Origin of the sequence: Halorussus vallis, assembly GCF_024138165.1 — an archaeon.
GTDB classification, from domain to species: Archaea; Halobacteriota; Halobacteria; order Halobacteriales; family Haladaptataceae; genus Halorussus; species Halorussus vallis.
Genome location: NZ_CP100000.1, coordinates 2387231 through 2404393, shown reverse-complemented (window position 1 = coordinate 2404393; position 17163 = coordinate 2387231). Strand labels below are relative to the sequence as shown.

The following is a 17163-nucleotide window of genomic DNA, read 5'->3' as shown; positions in this document are numbered from 1 at the left end:
CAGGGTCGGCGAAGCAGTTTACGCGTTCGCAGTGATTCCAGGCACAGAAACGACGAGAAAGCAGAAGAGCCGACGGAAGCGCGGAAAGTTCACCGATTCAGCGTGTGAATCGCGTGGCCCAGCGCGTTCTCGGCGGCCTCCATCACGGCCTCCGAAAGTGTCGGGTGGGTGTGGATGGTCGCGGCCACGTCCTCCAGCGTCGCGCCCATTTCGATGGCCAGGCCCATCTCCGCGATGAGTTCCGAGGCCTCGGGGCCGACGATTTGGGCGCCCAGGATGAACCCGCTCGGTTCGTCGGCGACGATGCGGACGAAGCCGTCGGCCTCGCCCGTCGTGAGCGCCCGACCGCTGGCGCGGAACGGGAACTGGCCGACCGCCGGTTCGAAGCCCTGCGCCTCGGCCTCCTCCTCGGTCATCCCGACCGTGCCGATTTCGGGGTCGGTGAAGACGGCGGCGGGGACCGCCTGGTAGTCGAGCGCCGAGGGTTCGCCCGCGATGACCTCGGCGGCGACGATGCCCTCCTTGCTGGCCTTGTGGGCGAGCATCGGTTCGCCGGCCACGTCGCCGATGGCGTGGATGTGCTCGACGTTAGTCCGCGCGCGGTCGTCGGTTTCGATGAAGCCGTCCTCGGTCGTCTCGACGCCGGCGTTTTCCAGTTCGAGGGTGTCGGTGACGGGGGTGCGCCCGACCGCCACGAGCACCTTCTCGGCGCCGAACTCCGAGACGTTCTCGTCGGCGTCCTCGGTCCGGACGGTGATGCCGTCGCCGGACTCCTCCCAGTCCTTGGCGGCCTCACCGAAGTGGAAGTCGATACCGAGTTCCTCGGCATTCTTCTTGACCGGGCGGGCCAAGTCGTCCTCGTAGCCCGGCAGGATGGAGTCGAGCATCTCCACGACGGTCACGTCGGTGCCGAGTTTGGCGAAGACGCCCGCCAGTTCCATCCCGATGTAGCCCGCGCCGACGATGACGAGGCTCTGGGGAATCTCCTCGAGCGCGAGCGCCTGCCGGGAGTCGAGCACGGGGTCGTCGCTGAAGTCGAAGCCCGGAATCTGGATGGGCTTCGACCCGGTCGAGACGATGGCGTGGTCGAACTCGACGGTCTCGGCGCCCTGGCCCTCGCCGCCGTGGACGATGCGGGCCTTGTTCTCGTCGGCGAACTCCGCCCGACCCTCCATTATCTCGACGCCGTTGGCCTTGCAGAGCTTTTCGACGCCGCCGGTGAGTTGGTCGACCACGCCGTCCTTCCAGCCGACCATCTCGGCGAGTTCGACCGTGGGGTCGGCGTAGATGCCCATCTCCTCGGCGTCGCCCGCGTCGTACGCGAGGTCCGAGGCCGTTATCATCGCCTTCGAGGGGATGCAGCCGTAGTTGAGGCAGACCCCGCCGACCGCGTCCTTCTCGACCAGCGTCACGTCCTTGCCGAGCTGGCCCGCGCGGATGGCGGCGACGTAGCCGCCCGGTCCGGCGCCGATCACGAGTACGTCCGTTCCGGTGGAGATGTCTCCGACGACCATGTGTCTCGAAAATCGCGCTACCGGGTGAAAAATCAGGCGGATTTTACCACCGGAGGTAGACGTGCTAGCGTTTGGCGCGGAGTAATCGAGAGCGATTAGTCGCGACCCGACGTGCCGCCCGTCACCTCCTCCGCGGGGCCGCACTCTGCCAGTATCTCCGCGTAATCGAGCACTCGTCCGTCCTTCGAGCGCGCTTGCAGTTCGAACGTGACCGGTCCGTCGTGCGAGAAGGTGAGTTCCGCTTTGTCGCCGTTCCAGGGCCGACTGGTCACCACCTCGCCGTCGACCACGACGGCGACTGTCTCGACGGGACGGTCGGATATAACGTCGTAGGAGACCGAAACCGTCGTCTCGTTTACCTGCACGCCGTGGATACTGAGCGTTCCGTCGGGTGAGGTCAGGGCAGTTGCAACGCAGAGCGTACCCGACTCCGAACTGCCCGTCGCTTCGACCGGTGAATTCATCACTTCGTACGCCATCCCTACGCCCCCGAGAACCGATACTCCGGCGGCGACGAGAAGTTGTCTGCGGGAGACCATCATCGAATGTATTTTCCGCAGAAGTACTATCAGGTTACTAATCTTTCGGTGCACGTCCGCGCGGCGCGTCGGTGAAGACCCTCGCCTGCTTCGGCAACGCGGCCGCGGTTCTCACTCGCCCGCCGACTCCGAGTACACCGCGTCGGCGAGTTTGTCACGGTGGCCCTCGTTCGGCCCGCCCGCGATGGTCAGCAGGCGCGCGTCGCGGAGGTAGCGCTCGACGTGGTGCTCGGTGGTGTAGCCCTGCCCGCCGTGGAACTGCATCGCGTCGTTGGCGTTCTCGACGGCGGCCTCGGTCGCGTACACCTTCGCCGCGGCGAGTTCCCGAGTCGCGTCCTCGCCGCTGTCTACCAAGTCGGCCGCGCGCAGGGTCAGCAGGCGGGCGGCGTCGGCCCGCTGGGTCATCTCCGCGACGCGCCAGCGGACGCCCTGGAAGTCGCCGATGGGGTGGTCGAACTGCGCGCGTTCGCTCGTGTACGCCACGGTGTCCTCCAGCGCGGCGCGGGCGATGCCCGCGCCGCGCGCCGGAACGTTGACGCCGTTGTGAATCGTCCCGCGCTGGACGTACGCCTCGCCTTCCTCGCCGACCCGGTTCGCGTCGGGCACGCGAACGCCGTCGAGGCGCACGCGCGGGGACTTGACGTTCCGCGCCCCGAGCGTCTCCCACACCTCCTCGACCTCGAACTCCTCGGCCGGGACGAGGAAGGCGCTGATGTTGTGCGGCGCGTCGGCGTCCGGGCCGGTCTTGGCGTAGGTCAGCACGTAGTCGGCGCGCTCGAAGTTCGTCACCCACTGCTTGTGACCGTCGAGGACCCACTCATCCCCGTCCGGTTCGGCGGTCGTCTCCATCTCGAGTTTGTTCGCCCCGGCGTTCGCCTCGCTGAGTCCGAGCGCGCCTACCGTCTCGTAGCGCGCCATCTCGGCCAGGAATCGCTCGCGCTGGTCGTCGGTGCCGAACCGCTCGACGACGGTGGCGACGCCGAGGTTGAGCGCCAGCGCGCTGGCGACGGTCATCATCCCCGCCGCGAGTTCCTCGATAACGACGACGAGTTCCACGAGTCCCTCTCCGCGACCGCCGTACTCCTCGGGGAGCGTGACGCCGGCGTACCCCCGGTCGGCGCACTCGTCGAGGATGTCGCCCGGATAGCGCTCCTCGCGGTCGAGTTCGATGGCTCGCGGTCGAATCTCCGACTCGGCGAACGCCTGGACTTCCTCGCGGAGCGCGCGCTGGTCCTCGGTCAACTGAAACGGCATGGGGTATCCACCGACGAGGAGCGACTAATAGCTTCGCCGACAGGAACGGCGAGTCGCCGTTCCTGTCGGCGGCAAGCGGCGGAAGCGCAAGCGGTGGAGGCGGCAAGCGACGGCGGCGAGCGCCCGAGAAACTACGAGATACCCACGCCCTCGGCCAGCAGTTCGTGCGAGCGGAGCGCCCGCTCGTGGTCGCCGACCGCGTGCTGTATCATCACCTCGTCGACGCCGACGCGGTCGGCGAGTTGCTCCAGCAGGCCGGCGAGCGTCTCGGGACTTCCCGAGATCGACCGCGGCCACTCGCCGGGGTCGAGCGTCTCGGGCGTCGGGTCGGGGACGCCGCCGAGTTCGTCGATGGCCTCCTCGACCGACGGCCTGGTGCCGACCTCGCCGCGGCGCATCCGCTTGTACGTCGCCTCGGCCACCGCCCGGAGTCGGGCGGCCTCCTCGTCCGTCTCGGCGCAGACCGCGTTGACCGCGACGATTCCCCGAGGTTCGTCGACGCCGCCGGGCAGTCGCGACGGTTCGAACTGGTCCCGATAGTCCTCGAAGGAGTGTGCGGCGAATTGCGGCCGGATGAAGGCGGCGAAGCAGTACGGCAGGCCGAGTTCGGCCGCGATGGCCGCGCTGGAGGGACTCGACCCGAGCGCCCACGGGACGGGCGAGTCGCCGCCCGAGCGCGGAATCGCCAGGTCGGCGTAGGGGTGGCCCTCAGGGTAGGCGTCGTAGAGGTGGTTGACCACGGCCTCTATCTTCTCGGCGTGGTCCTCGTCGGGGTTCTCGACGTGGCGCTCGGTGCCGAGCGCGCGGTCGGAGGCGGGCGAACCGTTGGCCCGCCCCAGGCCGGCGTCGATGCGGCCGGGCGCGAGCGCGTCGAGCGCGCCGAACTCCTCGGCGACTTTGAACGGGCTGTAATGGTTGAGCAACACCGCCCCGGAGCCGAGCCGAATCGAGTCGGTCTCGGCCGCGAGGTGGCCCAACAGCACCTCCGGCGTCGTGCCCGCGATGGTGTCGGCCATGCCGTGGTGTTCGGCCACCCAGAACCGCGAGTAGCCGAGTCGTTCGGCCTGCTTCGCGGCTTCGACGGTGTTCGCGTAGGCGTCGGTCGCGGTGCCGCCGTCGGGGACCGGCGAGAGGTCGACGACAGAGAGCTCCATACCGGAACTCGGGGACTGCGAAGGAAAACGGTTTGGCTACCAGCGATTTCGTACCCTACTCCAGCAGCAGGAGTTCGGGGTTCTCGACGTACTCGATGAACGTGTTGCCGAACGCCGCGGCGTCGGCGCCGTCGACGATGCGGTGGTCGATGGACAGCGAGATGGGCAGGGTGTGGCGGGCCACGACCTCGCCGTCCTCGACGACCGGGCGCTGCTTGAGTTCGCCGATGCCGAGGATGCCGACCTCGGGGTGGTTGAGGATGGGCGTCGCGTACTCGCCGCCGATGGCGCCGAAGTTCGTGATGGTGAACGTCGAGCCCTGGAGTTCCTCGCGGGCGATGGAGCGGTCGCGGGCCTTCTGGACCAGTTCGTTGACCTCGCTGGAGATCTGGAGCAGGCCCTTCCGGTCGACGTCCTCGACCACGGGCACCATCAGGCCGGCGTCGGTCGCCGCCGCGACGCCGATGTTGTAGTAGTTCTTCCGGACGATTTCGCTCGCCTCCTCGTCGAGCGCGGCGTTGAGCTTCGGGTGTTGCTTGAGCGCCGCGACGACCGCCTTCATCACGAACGGCATGTAGGTCAGGCGGATGCCGCTCTCCTCGGCCTTCGGCTTGAGGCGTCCGCGAGTTTCGACGAGGTCGTCGACCACCGCGGTGTCGTGGTGGGTGACGTGCGGGGAGGTGAACTTCGAGCGCGACATCGCCTCGCCGATGGTCTTACGGATGCCCTTGTACGGAATCCGCTCCTCGCGCGGGCCGGTTTCGCCGGCGGCGCCCGCCGAAACCGCGGCTGCGTCGGTTCGCTGGGCCTGCTGTTGGGCCTCGGCGTACTCCATGACGGCCTCGGGTGTGACGAACGCCTGACCGTCGCGCTCCTCGCTCGCGGGCACGGCGTTCAGGTCCACGCCCTGCTCCTCGGCGAGTCGCCGGGTCGCGGGCGCGGCCAGCGTCCGGTCGCGGTCGGCCGCCTCCGCGGGGGTCGGTGCGGGACCGCCGGTGCCGCCGGAACCGGCGGCGCCGGCGCCCGCCGACGGCTCCTGAACGTCGGCGGGTTCGAACTCGGAGTCGGGCGCCGCCGCGCCCGACTCCTCGCCTCCGGCGGTGCTCTGTCCGCCGGCCTCACCGCCGGACTGGCCACCTTCGGTAGCCGCCTGCACGTCCTGCTCGGTCACGCGCCCGCTCGGGCCCGACCCCTCGACGGTCGCGATGTCGACGCCGAGTTCGCGGGCCAGTCGGCGCGCGCTCGGCGCGGCGAACACGCGGCCCTCGCCGGTCGAAACCTCCTCGTCGCCCGCGGCTCCGGCTTCGCCCTCCGAAACCTCGGGTTCTGCGGCGGTTTCCTGCTGGGACTCGGTCTGCTGGTCGCTCTCGGCCGACTCGGTCGTCTCCGCGGCCGGTTCCTCCTCCTCGCCCTCGACGTTGAAGGTAATGATGATGTTGCCGACCGGGACGACCTCGCCCTCCTCGGCCAGAATCTCGCGGACCGAACCGTTGACCGGCGAGGGGACCTCCACGATGGCCTTGTCGGTTTCGACCTCCGCGACCGCCTGGTCCTCGGAGACCTCGTCGCCCTCCTCGACCAGCCAGGAGACGATCTCGCCCTCGCTGACGCCCTCGCCGACGTCGGGAAGTTTGAACTCTCGAACCATGTCAGAAGCTCACCGCGTCCCGGATGCCTTCCTTGATGCGGGCCGGTTCGGGCAGATAGTAGTCTTCGAGCGCGTACAGCGGGAACGGCGTGTCGAAGCCGGTGATGCGCTCAACCGGCGACTCCTGGTAGAGCAGCGCCTCCTCCTGGATGATGGAGGTTATCTCGCCGCCGAGGCCGCCCGACTTGGGCGCCTCGTGGACGACCGCCGCCCGGCCGGTCTTCTTGAACGACTCGACGATGGTGTCCTCGTCGAGCGGCGAGACGGTCCGGAGGTCGACGACCTCGACGTCTATCTCGTCCGCCAACTGCTCGGCGGCCTCCATCGTCGGGCGGGTCATCGCGCCCCACGTGAACACCGAGATGTCCGAGCCTTCCCGGCGGACCGCGGCCTCGCCAATGGGGACCTCGTAGGACTCCTCGGGGACGTCGCCGCGGAACGCCCGATAGATGAGCTTCGGTTCGAGGAAGATGACCGGGTCGGGGTCGCGGATGGCCGACGTGAGCAGGCCCTTGGTGTCGTAGGGCGTGCTCGGGATGACGACCTTCAGTCCGGGCTGGTGGGCGTAGAACGCCTCCATCGACTCGGAGTGGTGTTCGGGCGCCCGGATGCCACCGCCGTATGGCGCGCGGACGACCATCGGGCAGGTGAACCGGCCGCGACTCCGGGTGCGCATGCGCGCGGCGTGGCTCACGATCTGGTCGAAGGCGGGGTACATGAACCCGGAGAACTGCATCTCGGGCACCGGCTTCAGCCCGTAGGCGGCCATTCCGATGGCAGTGCCGACGATGCCGGATTCGGCCAGCGGCGTGTCGATGACCCGGTTCTCGCCGAACTCGTCGTAGAGGCCCTCGGTGGCGCGGAACACGCCGCCGTTCTTCCCGACGTCCTCGCCCATCACGAGCACGTCTTCGTCGCGCTTCATCTCGGTGTACAGTCCGTCTTGAACCGCCTGGACCAGCGTCAGGTTCTGCGTTTCTTGGGTGGTTTCGGCTTGACTCATTGTCAGTCCTCCAGAAGTGCTTCGTCGCCGTACTGTTCGCGGATGCGCTCGAACCACTCGAGCTGTTCCTGCAGTCGCTTGGGCATGTCGGCGTAGACGTGCGCGAATATCTCCTCGGGGTCGGGGCGCTCGACCTGCTCAGCCGCGTCGATGGCGTCGGCGACCCGCTCTTTGATCTCGTCCTCTATCTCCGCGACCGCCTCGTCGTCGAGCAGTCCCTGCTTGCGCAGGAACTTCTCCATCCGCGGGATGGGGTCCTTGCGCTTCCACTGCTCGACCTCGTCCTCGTCGCGGTAGACCGACGGGTCGTCGGCGGTGGTGTGGGCGCCGAAGCGGTACTGGACCGCCTCGATGAGCGTCGGGCGACGCTCGCCCTCGTCGGGGTTCCTGGCCTTCTCGACGGCCTCGCGGGTCACCTTGTAGACCGCCAGCGGGTCCATGCCGTCGACCTGCACGCCCTCGAAGCCGTAGGCCTGGGCCTTCTGGGCGATGGTTTCGCTCGCGGTCTGGCGCTCGCGCGGCACCGAGATGGCCCACTGGTTGTTGTTACAGAAGAACACCGACGGGGTGTCGAAGACGCCAGCGAAGTTCAGCCCCTCGTGGAAGTCGCCCTCCGAGGTCGCGCCGTCGCCGAAGTAGCAGAGGAACGCCTTGTCCTCGCCCTTGAGCTTCGACGCCCACGCCGCGCCGGTGGCGTGGGGAATCTGGGTGGCGATGGGCACCGCCACGGTGAAGATGTTCGCATCCTCGGGGATGGCGTTGCCCTGCTCGTGGCCCATCCAGTACAGTAGCGTTCGTTCGAGCGACAGGCCCCGGACCAGCGCCGCGCCGTGTTCGCGGTAACTCGGGAACAGCCAGTCGTCCTGGTCGAGCGCGTGGGCGCTCGCGACCTGGGCGCCCTCCTGGCCCGACAGCGGCGGGTAGGTACCCATCCGTCCCTGGCGCTGGAGGCTCACGGCGCGCTCGTCGAAGTGGCGCGCCAGCCGCATCTCGCGGTACATGTCCAGCAACTCCTCGTCGGAGAGGTCGGGCACGTCCGCGCCCTCCACCACGTTGCCGTCCTCGTCCAGCACTTGCACGCGGTCCCGGGGGTCTTGGTGTACAACACTCACGGTCGAACCCGTCCTGACATATTCGATAGGTCACTCGCACGCATTATAGGGTTTTCGTAACCAACTTTCCATAGGTATTATTCTCGCGCCATTTTGTCGTTGAAACCCACATTTACGGCCGAAGCTCGGCTGTGTTTCTAAATTTTTTCGAACTATAATAGACGTTCGTCCGCCTGTTACGGCCGGTTCTCGGGGTTGGATGGACGAACGGCAAAAATTGCACGAAAATCGGAATCGTGCGAGAGAATGTGTCGCTCGAAACTCCATCTCCAGGCGAAATTGGGGTGTTCCGGGCCAAGTATGGAAATTCAAGTCAAGATTTGTTCGAATGTAACTCGCGCGCGCCGGGGCGCGGCCGCGCCCCCGGCGCGCACGGAAAGTGTCGACCGGAAGTGGGGCGGTATCCACGTCGTTCGCACCGAGGCTTCCGAACTCTCGCGGCGGGGAGGTGGCGCGTCGCGCCACCTCCCCGCCGTTTGCTCAGACCGAGGCCCTGCGGGCCTCGCGGCGCGCCTCCTCGACGGTCTTCCCGTCCCGGAGCACCGCGTCGACGAACAGTTCGCCTGCCTTGTACGACGACCGGACCATCGGGCCGCTGGCGCAATAGAGGAACTCCAGTTCCTCCTCGGCGACCTCGCGCCACGTCTCGAACTTCGAGGGATGGACGTAGCTCGACACGTCGAGGTGGTCCCGCGAGGGCTGGAGATACTGACCCAGCGTCACGATGTCGACGTCGGCCTCCCGGAGGTCGCTCAGGGTCTGGTACACCTCGTGGTCGTACTCGCCGACCCCGAGCATGATGGAGGTCTTGGTGTAGATGTCTGACTCCCGGTCGACCTGTTCGAGCACGCGAACGCTCTGTTCGTAGCCCGCGCGTGGGTCTCTGACCGGCTGCTGGAGTCGTTCGACCGTCTCGACGTTGTGGGCGATAACGTCGGGTTCGGCCTCGATAATCTTCCGAATCAGTTCCTCTTCGCCGCGGAAGTCCGGAATCAGCACCTCCATCAGAATCGAAGGGTCGCGCTCCTTTATCTCCCGAATCGTCCGCGCGAAGTGGGCCGCGCCCTGACCTTCGAGGTCGTCGCGGTCGACCGACGTGAGCACCACGTAGTCGAGGCCGATTTCGGCCACCGCGCTCGCCACGTTGGCGGGTTCGTCGGGGTCCAGGGGTTGCCCGCCACCGGTGTCGACGTCGCAGAAGCCGCAGTTGCGGGTGCACTGGTCGCCCATCAGCATGAACGTCGCGGTGCCGCCGGAGTCGGAGTTCCGCCCGGACCAGCACTCCCCCAGATTGGGGCAGTTGGCCTCCTCGCAGACCGTGTGGAGGTCGTGGTCCCGGAGCGTCCGCTTGATGTCCGTGAACTCCCGGCCGGACGGCGGTCGCATCTTCAGCCAGTCGGGTTTCCGGCGGCGACTCATTGGGTCGCCGTTCGGTCGGCGAGGTGAAAAGGGTAGGGTATTCCGGTTCGCGGTGGACGTTCGTGAAGTTTCGCCGAGGATAATCGACCGCCGAACCGCGCCGAATCGCCGCGGAACGCGGCGAAACGGACCGGACTCACCGTACGGCGACGTTCCGTCGGGGTAGCCGGCGAATAACAAAGCCCGTCGAACCCCTCTCTGCTCGCATGAAGACCAATGGCTTCGACTGGCTCGCCATCCTGCTGGTCGTCGTCGGGGCGCTCACGTGGGGCGTCATCGGCGTGACCGGACTGACGGGCGAGGCGGTCAACATCGTGGCGATGGCGCTCGAACCGGTCTTCCGACCCGGCCCGGCCCAGACCGTCGAGAGCCTCATCTACACCCTCGTCGGCGTCGCGGGCATCTACCTGCTGTACACCGCCTACAAGCTCGCGCGGATTAACCGCCAGCTCGCTCGCGCCCAGCGCGACCGGACCGCGGCCTCGACGACCTCGACGCCGACCGCGACCGAGCGCTCGGACTCGACCGGGACCGAGAACACCGGCACCGACTCGTACAACTCCGACTCGTAGACCGCAGCCTCAGCGCTCTTCTTCCGCGTCCGCGCCGCCCTGTCCGTAGCCCTCGAACTTCGTCGCCACGGCGTCCATCTCGTCGCCGCTGAGTTGGACGGGACTGCCCAGCGCCTTCGCCTGGCAGTAGATGCGCGCGGTGTACTCGACGTTGACCGCGGTTTCGAGCGCCGCGTCGAGGTCCTCGCCGGTGACCAGCAGGCCGTGGTTGGCGAGCAGGCAGGCCGTCGCGTCGGCGTCCTCCATCGCGGCGACGGCGTTGGCCGCGAGTTCGGGCGTGCCGTAGGTGGCGTAATCGGCGACGGGGACCGTCGTGCCCGCGAGCGCGAGCATGTAGTGGACCGGCGGAATCGACTCGCGGAGGACCGCGAGCGTCGAGGCCCACGGCGAGTGGGTGTGGACGATGGCCCCCGCGTCGAACTCGCGGTAGACGGCCGAGTGCATCGGCGTCTCGCTCGACGGTTCGAGGCCCCGTTCGACCCGCGTCTCGTCGCCGGCGAGCGAGACGACCGGCACCTCCTCGGCCTCGATGCGGTCGTAGGGGACGCCGGTAGGCGTGACGGCGAATCGGTCGCCGCGGCGAACGCTCAGGTTTCCCGTTCGTCCCGGCGTCAGCGCGGCTAACTCTCGTGCGCGCCGAGCGACGGCGCGCCGTTCTGCTCCGAGCATCCTCTCAGCCGTTAGAGGGTTAAGTATATATTCTGTCCGGCCGGGAATCGTGTTAGAGCCATGCCATCTCATCTCATGCGGCGGTCCGGAACGGCCCTGAAAACGTTTCGAAGTATCTATAAGTACGGTAGTGTATTTATCGCAACGTAAAACCGAAAAACCATGCTAGACGTCTCGCGGGAAGATATCACCGACGGTTCGCTCGTCAGGGCGCTGCTGGTACTCGCGGCCCCGCTCGTGGTCCAGAACCTCGTGCAGGTCGTTCAGAACGTAGTCGACACGTTCTGGGTCGGCCGTCTCGGCGAGGACGCCGTGGCGGCCGTCGGCCTGAACTTCCCCGTGATGGCGCTCATTTTCGCCGTCGCGACCACGGTTCTCACGGGCACGCAGGTCCTCGTGGCCCAGCGCGCCGGAGGCGAGGACGCCGACGGCGTGCGGCGGGCGGTCTTCCACGGCCTGACGCTCGCGCTGGCGGCCGGAACCGCGGTCGGCGTGGTTGTAGTTTCCGGCGCCGACGTCATCATCGGACTTCTGACGACCGGCGGCGACGTTGCGCCGCAGGCGGCTGTCTACCTCGGGACGGTGATGCTCGCGCTCCCGTTCGCGACGATGAGCGACGCGATAGAGGGCGGGTTCATCGGGTGGGGCGACGCGCGGGCGTCGATGTACGTCAACGTCACCGCGGTCGTCGTCAACCTCGGACTCGACCCGTTCCTCATCCTCGGGTGGGGGCCGTTCTTCGAACCGATGGGCGTCCGCGGGGCGGCGCTCGCGACCGCCGCGGGCTACACCGCGGGGTTCGCGCTCGCGCTCGGAATGTTGCTCCGGGGCCGCGACGGCCTCACCCTCACCCGCGAGTCGGCGACCTTCGACCTCGAGGAGTATCGCGAAATCCTCGACATCGGTGCGCCCCGAGGCGGGCAGGTGATCGCCGCCCAGTCGGTCCGCGTCCTCATCATCGCGATCGTCTCGGCGGTCAGCGGGTCGGCCGGACTCGCGGCCTACACGGTCGGCGCGCGCATCGCGAGCGTCGCGTTCATCCCCGCGAGCGGACTCTCGGGAGCGGCCCAGAGCGTCGTCGGTCAGAACCTGGGCGCCGACAAACCCGACCGCGCGAGGCGCGCGACGTGGGTCGGCGTCGCCATCGCGGCGGGCGGCCTCACGGTCGTAGGTGCGATACAGTGGTTCGTGCCGGAACTGCTCGTGAACGTCTTCGTCCCGGACATGACGGAGGACGGCATCGAACTCAGCGTCAGGTACCTCCGGATTCTCGTATTCGGCTACTGGGCCATCGGCGCGACGTACCTGTTCAGCGCCGGATTCAACGGCGCGCGCCGGACCAAGGTGAGCATGGTCGCCGACCTCGTGAAGTACTGGGGCGTTCGACTCCCCATCGCCGCGGTCGGCGCGCTGTGGCTCGGCTACGACGTCATCGCCGTCTTCTGGGCGGTGACGATATCGAACGTCGTCGGGGCCATCGGCGTCGGGTGCTACTACTACTACACGACCAACAACGGGATGCTCAAGCGAGCCGCCGAGAAGGCTCGCGCGGCCGCCGACTGACACCCGGCCGTTAGCTGACCGCTGTCCGGCCGCCGACTGGCCCGCGCGAACCGACCCGTCGGGTCGGTTCGCGGCGAGCGCGTCGGTCCGGCGGCGGTCGGCGGCGGTGATTTTACGGTCGATTCTCGCGAACGTCCGACAGTGTCGAACCAGTCACCCGTCGAACTCCGCCCGGTCGAACCACGAGACGAAGCGTCCGTCGAGGCGCTCCTCGACGCCGCGGGACTGCCGACCGACGACCTCGATTCGGGGTACCCGTCGCTGTTCGTCGCCGAAGCAGCGGGCGAGCGAGTTGGCGTCGGCGGCCTCGAAGCCTACGGCGACGCCGCGCTGCTCCGGTCGGTCGCGGTCGCCGAGTCGGCCCGCGGCCGGGGCTACGGAACCGCCGTCTGTGAGCGACTGCTCGCTCGGGCGCGCGAGCGGAACTTCGAAGCCGTCTACCTCCTGACGACCGGCGCGGCCGACTTCTTCGCGGAACTCGGCTTCGAGGAGGTCGAGCGGGCGCGGACACCCCCGGCGGTCCGCGAGAGCGCGCAGTTCGACGACCTCTGTCCGGCGAGCGCGACCTGCATGAAAATCGAACTTCGGTGAGCGACTCGACCCGGCGAGTTACTCGACCCGGACCGTCCGGGAGTCGCAGGCCGGGACGAGCGGGAGGTCGGGGAACGCGACTTCGATAGCGTACTCCATCTCGTCGTCGGTGCCGCCGAAGACGCCGACCGGCACCGTCGCCTCGCCGTCGAGGTAGGTCGTCGTCGCGGTCATCTCGACGCCGTTGACCGTCACGCGAATCGCGGCGGCGCCCGACCCGCCGACGTTTCGGATGGTCACCTCGCGCATGTCGTTCTCGCCGCGGGCGATGGCGTCGGGGAACGACCCCCACTCGACGACCACCCGGGGCAGGCCCCTGGCGCTCTCGACGACCTGTTCGGCGACGCCCGCCGAGAGGCCGGCCGCGACGAGGCCGTCGACGCCCGCCGACTGGACGTCGGCGGGCGTCGCGATGTCCTCCTTGGCGAGTTTGCTCGCGCGGCCCGACCCGACGCCGTCGATGGCGGTGAGGCCGACCGCGTCGTCGCTGACGCCGTGTTCGATGCGGGCCTCGGCCCGGCGGGCGAGGTTGGCGGCCATCGGTCGGTCGAAACGTTCGAGGAACTCCCGGAGCGCCGAGAGCAGTCGCAACGCGTTCTGGGTGATGACCCAGGCGTCGCTCCGGAGTTCGCCGGGCGTCGTCCCCGACATCGCCGACCGGAGGATGGCCAGCACCTTCCGCGGGCCGGGTTCGAGGTCGCCCGTCTCCTGGCCGACCAGCACCGAGTTGACCGCGTCGCGCTCGGACTGGCGGGCGCTCACGCTGTCGAACTCCGCGGCGTCGGCGACGGTCCGAAGCACGTCGCCGACTTCGATGGACTCGGTCTTCGCGAGGGCGGCGAACCCTTCGGCGGTCTCCATCCGGAGGTAGAACTTCGAGGAGAGCCGACCCAGGGTGGTCGCCGAGACTCGGAGTTCGTCGTCGGTTTCGACGAAGCCGCGCTCGACGAGTCGCTGGAGCGCCGACCGAACCCGCTCGCGCAGGTTCTCGAAGTTGTAGGCCTCGGGCCGGGCCTTCGCGCGGACGTAGTAGAACGTCGTCTCCAGCCAGTCCATCACGTCCTCCAGCCCGCGGATGGTCCCCATCGCGATCTCGGCGTTGAGGTGGGACTCCAGGTCCTCGTCGAGTCGGGACTCTATCTCCTTGCCCTCCCGGAGGAGCCGGCGGTACTTGTCGGCGTCCGAGCGGTCGCAGACCACCCAGCCGTAGCCCACGTCGTCGTACTCGGGGCGGCCGGCCCGGCCGAGCATCTGGAGCACGTCGAGCGGGCTCATGTCGACCTCGCCTTCGAGAGGGTCGTGGAGCTTCGTGTCCCGGAGCACGACGCAGCGGGCGGGGAGGTTGACGCCCCACGCCAGCGTGGACGTCGAAAAGAGGAGTTGGACCTTTCCCTGCTTGAACCACTCCTCGACGAGGTCCTTGTCGTTCTTCGAGAGGCCCGCGTGGTGGAACGCCACCCCGTCGAGCACCGACTTCCGGAGCGTCTCGTTGTTGAGTTCCTTCGCCGCGTTGTGGAAGTCGTAGTCGCCGCGCGCGCCGACCGGCACGTCACGCTCGGCGAGTTCGTCGCGGGACTTCTTGGCGGCCTGGACGGTGTCCTGCCGGGAGGAGACGAACACGAGCGCCTGGCCGCCGTCGCGGATGTGCGGTTCCGCGAGGTCCAGCGCCCGGTAGAGCCGGCGGTACTTGTCGGCGAAGGAGTTGTCGCCGTGGGTGTACGTCTCGACGCCCGAGTGGAGGTCGACCGGGCGGTACTCGTCGGCGAACTCGAAGGTGTGTTCGGGCGGGGCGTCGAGCCACGCCGCCACGTCCTCGACGTTCGGCATCGTCGCCGAGAGCGCGACCACGCGCGGGTCGCAGAGCCGACGGAGCCGGGAGATGGTGACTTCGAGGACGCTGCCGCGTTTCTCCGAATCGAGGAGGTGGACCTCGTCGATGACGCAGCAGTCGACGTTCTCGATGAACTGATAGCGCGGCGAGTCGTGTTTGCGTGTCGCCGAATCGGTCTTCTCGGGGGTCATCACGAGGATGTCGGCGCGCTCGGCCCGCCGCGGGTTCAGGTCGCGCTCGCCGGTGACGACGTACACCGAGTAGCCCATCTCCTCGAATCGCTCCCACTCGCTCTCCTTCTCGTTGGTCAGCGCGCGCATCGGCGCGATGAACAGCGCGGTGCCGCCTTCCTGCAGGGTGCGACAGATGGCCAGTTCGGCCAGCGCGGTCTTGCCGCTGGCGGTTGGCGCGCTGGCGACGATGTTCTCCTCGCCGTCGAGGAGCGCCGGGACCACCTTCCGTTGCATCCGGTTGAACTCCTCGAAGGGGAACGCCTCGGTGAACTCGGGGACGACCTCGGCGACTTCCATTATCGGAGTCACGGAGAGGGGAAGGGAAATGCGTTTCTTTACCGGTTAGACAGGTCGGACGAGTCGCGCGGGCAACGCCGAGAGCGCGGCGTCGCCCGCGTGGCGTTCGAGTACTGCCCTCGTCGCAGGAATCAGCCGAGCAACTCGTCGCGCAGTTCCGCCGCCGACGACGCCACCGCGTCCGCCTCCGAGAGGTCGAGTTCCTCGTCGGACTGGTTGCGGTAGCCGACGACCCGCATGCCGGCGCGGCGGGCGGCCTCGATACCGTTCTCGGAGTCCTCGACCGCGACGCACTCTTCGGGTTCGGCGCCCACTTCGACCGCGGCGTGCTCGTAGATGTCCGGGGCTGGCTTGCCCGCCCCGGCGATGTGCTCGGCGCTGATGATCTCGTCGAAAGCGTCGCGCAACTCGAATCGGTCGAGCATCCGGTCGATCCAGTTCGGCGGCGACGACGAAACCAGCGCGACCGTGATACCCTCGGCCCGGAGGTCGGCGGCCAGGTCGCGGAAGCCGTCCATCAACTCGACCCGCTCGCCGTATATCTCGCGGGCGGCCTCCTCGAAGCGGTCGACGAACTCCTCCTTGCTCTCGGTCGTCTCGTACTCCTCGTCGAGGTAGTCGTAGATCTCCCGGAAGTTCATCCCCGTGGTCTCGCTCACGTCGACCGACCCGGAGACGACCGAGGGAAAGATCTCGTTCTCCTCGAGTTCGACCCAGTAGCGCTCGGAGTTCACGATGACGCCGTCCATGTCGAACAGCACGGCCTTCGGTTGCACGCTCGAGACGACGGCGCGGAGCCAGATAGTAGTTGGCGCGCCGGCGGTAACGACCCCTTGTCGGCGCGAACGACCGCGTTCCGAACGCGAACGTCGGCGTTCGACGGTCTGAATCGACGTTACTCCGGCGGACAAGCCTTTAAATCCGAAGACGGGACCAACGCGGGGCGTGACCGAAACAGTCCACGTCTTCGCCGGGGAGTGTACGACAGTCTACGACGCCGAAGGACGCGACCGCGCCGGCGCGCGCCGGCGCGGTCGCGTCGTCGTGGTCCACAAGCCCGACGATACCGTCCTCGTCCACGACGCGGCGGGCTACCAGCCGGTCGAGTGGCTGACCCGCGCCGACGCTGTGTACCGGGAGCGCGGCGAGGAGGGCTTCGCGCTCGTCGCCGTCAAGGGCGACGAGCGCCTCCGGGTCGAGGCCCCGGCCGGGGCCGAGCGCGTCGCGTTCCGCGGCACCGACGCCGGCCCGCCGGTCGGCACCTGCCCGTCGTGCGACGGGACGCTCGTCCGCGCCCGCGGGACGGTCGAGTGCCTCGACTGCGAGGCGAGCCACGGCCTGCCCCGGGATGCCGCCGTCCTCGATTCGACCTGCGACTGCGGCCTGCCCGAGATGGCCGTCGAGCGGGGTGCCCGCTTCGAACTCTGCGTCGACCGCGGCTGCGAGAGCCTGGACGACGCGGTCGGCGAGCGCTTCGACCGCGAGTGGACCTGTCCCGACTGCGGCGGCGACCTCCGGGTGCTCCGCGAGCGCTCGCTCTTCCTCGGTTGCGAGAACTACCCCGACTGCGAGGCGACGTTCGCACTCCCCGACGACCCGGTCGTCGGGGAGTGCGAGTGCGGCCTCCCGCGGGTCGACGGTTCGGACGGGGAACGGTGTCTCGACCGCGACTGCGCGGTCGCTCCCGAACTCGAACCCGAGCGCGAAGCGCCGGCCTCAGCCGACGGCGACGACGACTGACCCCGACCGGGAGCGCCATCGCAG

The 17163-nt window shown here is 68.3% G+C and carries 15 protein-coding genes; 4 read left to right on the top strand and 11 right to left on the bottom strand.

The genetic code is table 11. The features are described from left to right. Nucleotides 1–89: 89 nt before the first annotated feature. From lpdA to lipA, 8 genes are all read right to left on the bottom strand, one after another. Nucleotides 90–1514 (bottom strand): dihydrolipoyl dehydrogenase, encoded by a 1425-nt coding sequence (gene lpdA, locus NGM07_RS12165; protein WP_253511797.1) that lies wholly within the window; start codon nt 1512–1514, stop codon nt 90–92. Between the two features lie 95 nt (nt 1515–1609). Beyond that, the gene (locus NGM07_RS12160) at nt 1610–1978 is read right to left on the bottom strand and encodes a hypothetical protein (protein WP_253511794.1); all 369 of its coding nucleotides are present in this window, start codon (nt 1976–1978) and stop codon (nt 1610–1612) included. Nucleotides 1979–2164: 186 nt separating this feature from the next. Then, a complete protein-coding gene (locus NGM07_RS12155; protein ID WP_253511792.1) occupies nt 2165–3307 on the bottom strand; it encodes an acyl-CoA dehydrogenase family protein in 1143 nt (380 codons plus the stop codon). A gap of 131 nt (nt 3308–3438) precedes the next feature. Then, a complete protein-coding gene (locus NGM07_RS12150) occupies nt 3439–4461 on the bottom strand; it encodes an LLM class flavin-dependent oxidoreductase (protein ID WP_253511789.1) in 1023 nt (340 codons plus the stop codon). A gap of 55 nt (nt 4462–4516) precedes the next feature. Then, nucleotides 4517–6109, bottom strand: coding sequence for a dihydrolipoamide acetyltransferase family protein (locus tag NGM07_RS12145; RefSeq protein WP_253511786.1), 1593 nt, complete (start codon nt 6107–6109; stop codon nt 4517–4519). Between the two features lies 1 nt (nt 6110). Then, nucleotides 6111–7112, bottom strand: a complete 1002-nt coding sequence (locus tag NGM07_RS12140) for an alpha-ketoacid dehydrogenase subunit beta (protein ID WP_253511783.1) — start codon at nt 7110–7112, stop codon at nt 6111–6113. Between the two features lie 2 nt (nt 7113–7114). Continuing rightward, on the bottom strand, nt 7115–8224 hold the full coding sequence (gene pdhA / locus NGM07_RS12135) for a pyruvate dehydrogenase (acetyl-transferring) E1 component subunit alpha (protein WP_253511780.1): 1110 nt from the start codon (nt 8222–8224) through the stop codon (nt 7115–7117). Nucleotides 8225–8704: 480 nt separating this feature from the next. Next, nucleotides 8705–9823, bottom strand: a complete 1119-nt coding sequence (lipA, locus tag NGM07_RS12130) for a lipoyl synthase (protein ID WP_256523650.1) — start codon at nt 9821–9823, stop codon at nt 8705–8707. 26 nt (nt 9824–9849) lie between these two features. Here lipA and NGM07_RS12125 point away from each other — a divergent pair, with 26 nt between their 5' ends. Then, nucleotides 9850–10215, top strand: coding sequence for a DUF378 domain-containing protein (locus NGM07_RS12125; protein WP_253511774.1), 366 nt, complete (start codon nt 9850–9852; stop codon nt 10213–10215). 9 nt (nt 10216–10224) lie between these two features. Here NGM07_RS12125 and NGM07_RS12120 read toward each other — a convergent pair whose 3' ends face one another. Next, nucleotides 10225–10884 (bottom strand): ribulose-1-phosphate aldolase, encoded by a 660-nt coding sequence (locus tag NGM07_RS12120; RefSeq protein ID WP_253511770.1) that lies wholly within the window; start codon nt 10882–10884, stop codon nt 10225–10227. A gap of 162 nt (nt 10885–11046) precedes the next feature. On the opposite strand from NGM07_RS12120, the gene NGM07_RS12115 reads away from it, so the two are divergent. Together NGM07_RS12115 and arsN2 are read left to right on the top strand one after the other, a co-directional pair. After that, complete coding sequence (locus NGM07_RS12115) at nt 11047–12447, top strand: MATE family efflux transporter (protein WP_253511767.1); 1401 nt, start codon at nt 11047–11049, stop codon at nt 12445–12447. 141 nt (nt 12448–12588) lie between these two features. Further along, entirely contained in the window at nt 12589–13038 is a 450-nt protein-coding gene (gene arsN2 / locus NGM07_RS12110) for an arsenic resistance N-acetyltransferase ArsN2 (RefSeq protein WP_253511764.1), read from the top strand. An 18-nt stretch (nt 13039–13056) separates the two neighbouring features. Here the strand turns inward: arsN2 and NGM07_RS12105 are convergent, their stop codons facing one another. Together NGM07_RS12105 and NGM07_RS12100 are read right to left on the bottom strand one after the other, a co-directional pair. Next, nucleotides 13057–15399: a DEAD/DEAH box helicase gene (locus NGM07_RS12105; protein ID WP_253511761.1), complete on the bottom strand. Its 2343-nt coding sequence runs from the start codon at nt 15397–15399 to the stop codon at nt 13057–13059. A 131-nt stretch (nt 15400–15530) separates the two neighbouring features. After that, the gene (locus NGM07_RS12100) at nt 15531–16175 is read right to left on the bottom strand and encodes an HAD family hydrolase (protein WP_253511758.1); all 645 of its coding nucleotides are present in this window, start codon (nt 16173–16175) and stop codon (nt 15531–15533) included. Between the two features lie 169 nt (nt 16176–16344). Between NGM07_RS12100 and NGM07_RS12095 the strand changes: the two genes are divergently transcribed. Beyond that, a complete protein-coding gene (locus NGM07_RS12095; protein WP_253511755.1) occupies nt 16345–17139 on the top strand; it encodes a topoisomerase DNA-binding C4 zinc finger domain-containing protein in 795 nt (264 codons plus the stop codon). Nucleotides 17140–17163 lie beyond the last annotated feature (24 nt).

Coding starts and splice junctions, on each gene's coding strand:
- NGM07_RS12120 (WP_253511770.1), bottom strand. CDS start 10,884: ATGCTCGGAGCAGAACGGCGCGCCGTCGCTCGGCGCGCACGAGAGTTA.
- NGM07_RS12160 (WP_253511794.1), bottom strand. CDS start 1,978: ATGAATTCACCGGTCGAAGCGACGGGCAGTTCGGAGTCGGGTACGCTC.
- lpdA (WP_253511797.1), bottom strand. CDS start 1,514: ATGGTCGTCGGAGACATCTCCACCGGAACGGACGTACTCGTGATCGGC.
- NGM07_RS12125 (WP_253511774.1), top strand. CDS start 9,850: ATGAAGACCAATGGCTTCGACTGGCTCGCCATCCTGCTGGTCGTCGTC.
- NGM07_RS12140 (WP_253511783.1), bottom strand. CDS start 7,112: ATGAGTCAAGCCGAAACCACCCAAGAAACGCAGAACCTGACGCTGGTC.
- NGM07_RS12155 (WP_253511792.1), bottom strand. CDS start 3,307: ATGCCGTTTCAGTTGACCGAGGACCAGCGCGCGCTCCGCGAGGAAGTC.
- NGM07_RS12150 (WP_253511789.1), bottom strand. CDS start 4,461: ATGGAGCTCTCTGTCGTCGACCTCTCGCCGGTCCCCGACGGCGGCACC.
- NGM07_RS12105 (WP_253511761.1), bottom strand. CDS start 15,399: ATGGAAGTCGCCGAGGTCGTCCCCGAGTTCACCGAGGCGTTCCCCTTC.
- NGM07_RS12145 (WP_253511786.1), bottom strand. CDS start 6,109: ATGGTTCGAGAGTTCAAACTTCCCGACGTCGGCGAGGGCGTCAGCGAG.
- NGM07_RS12115 (WP_253511767.1), top strand. CDS start 11,047: ATGCTAGACGTCTCGCGGGAAGATATCACCGACGGTTCGCTCGTCAGG.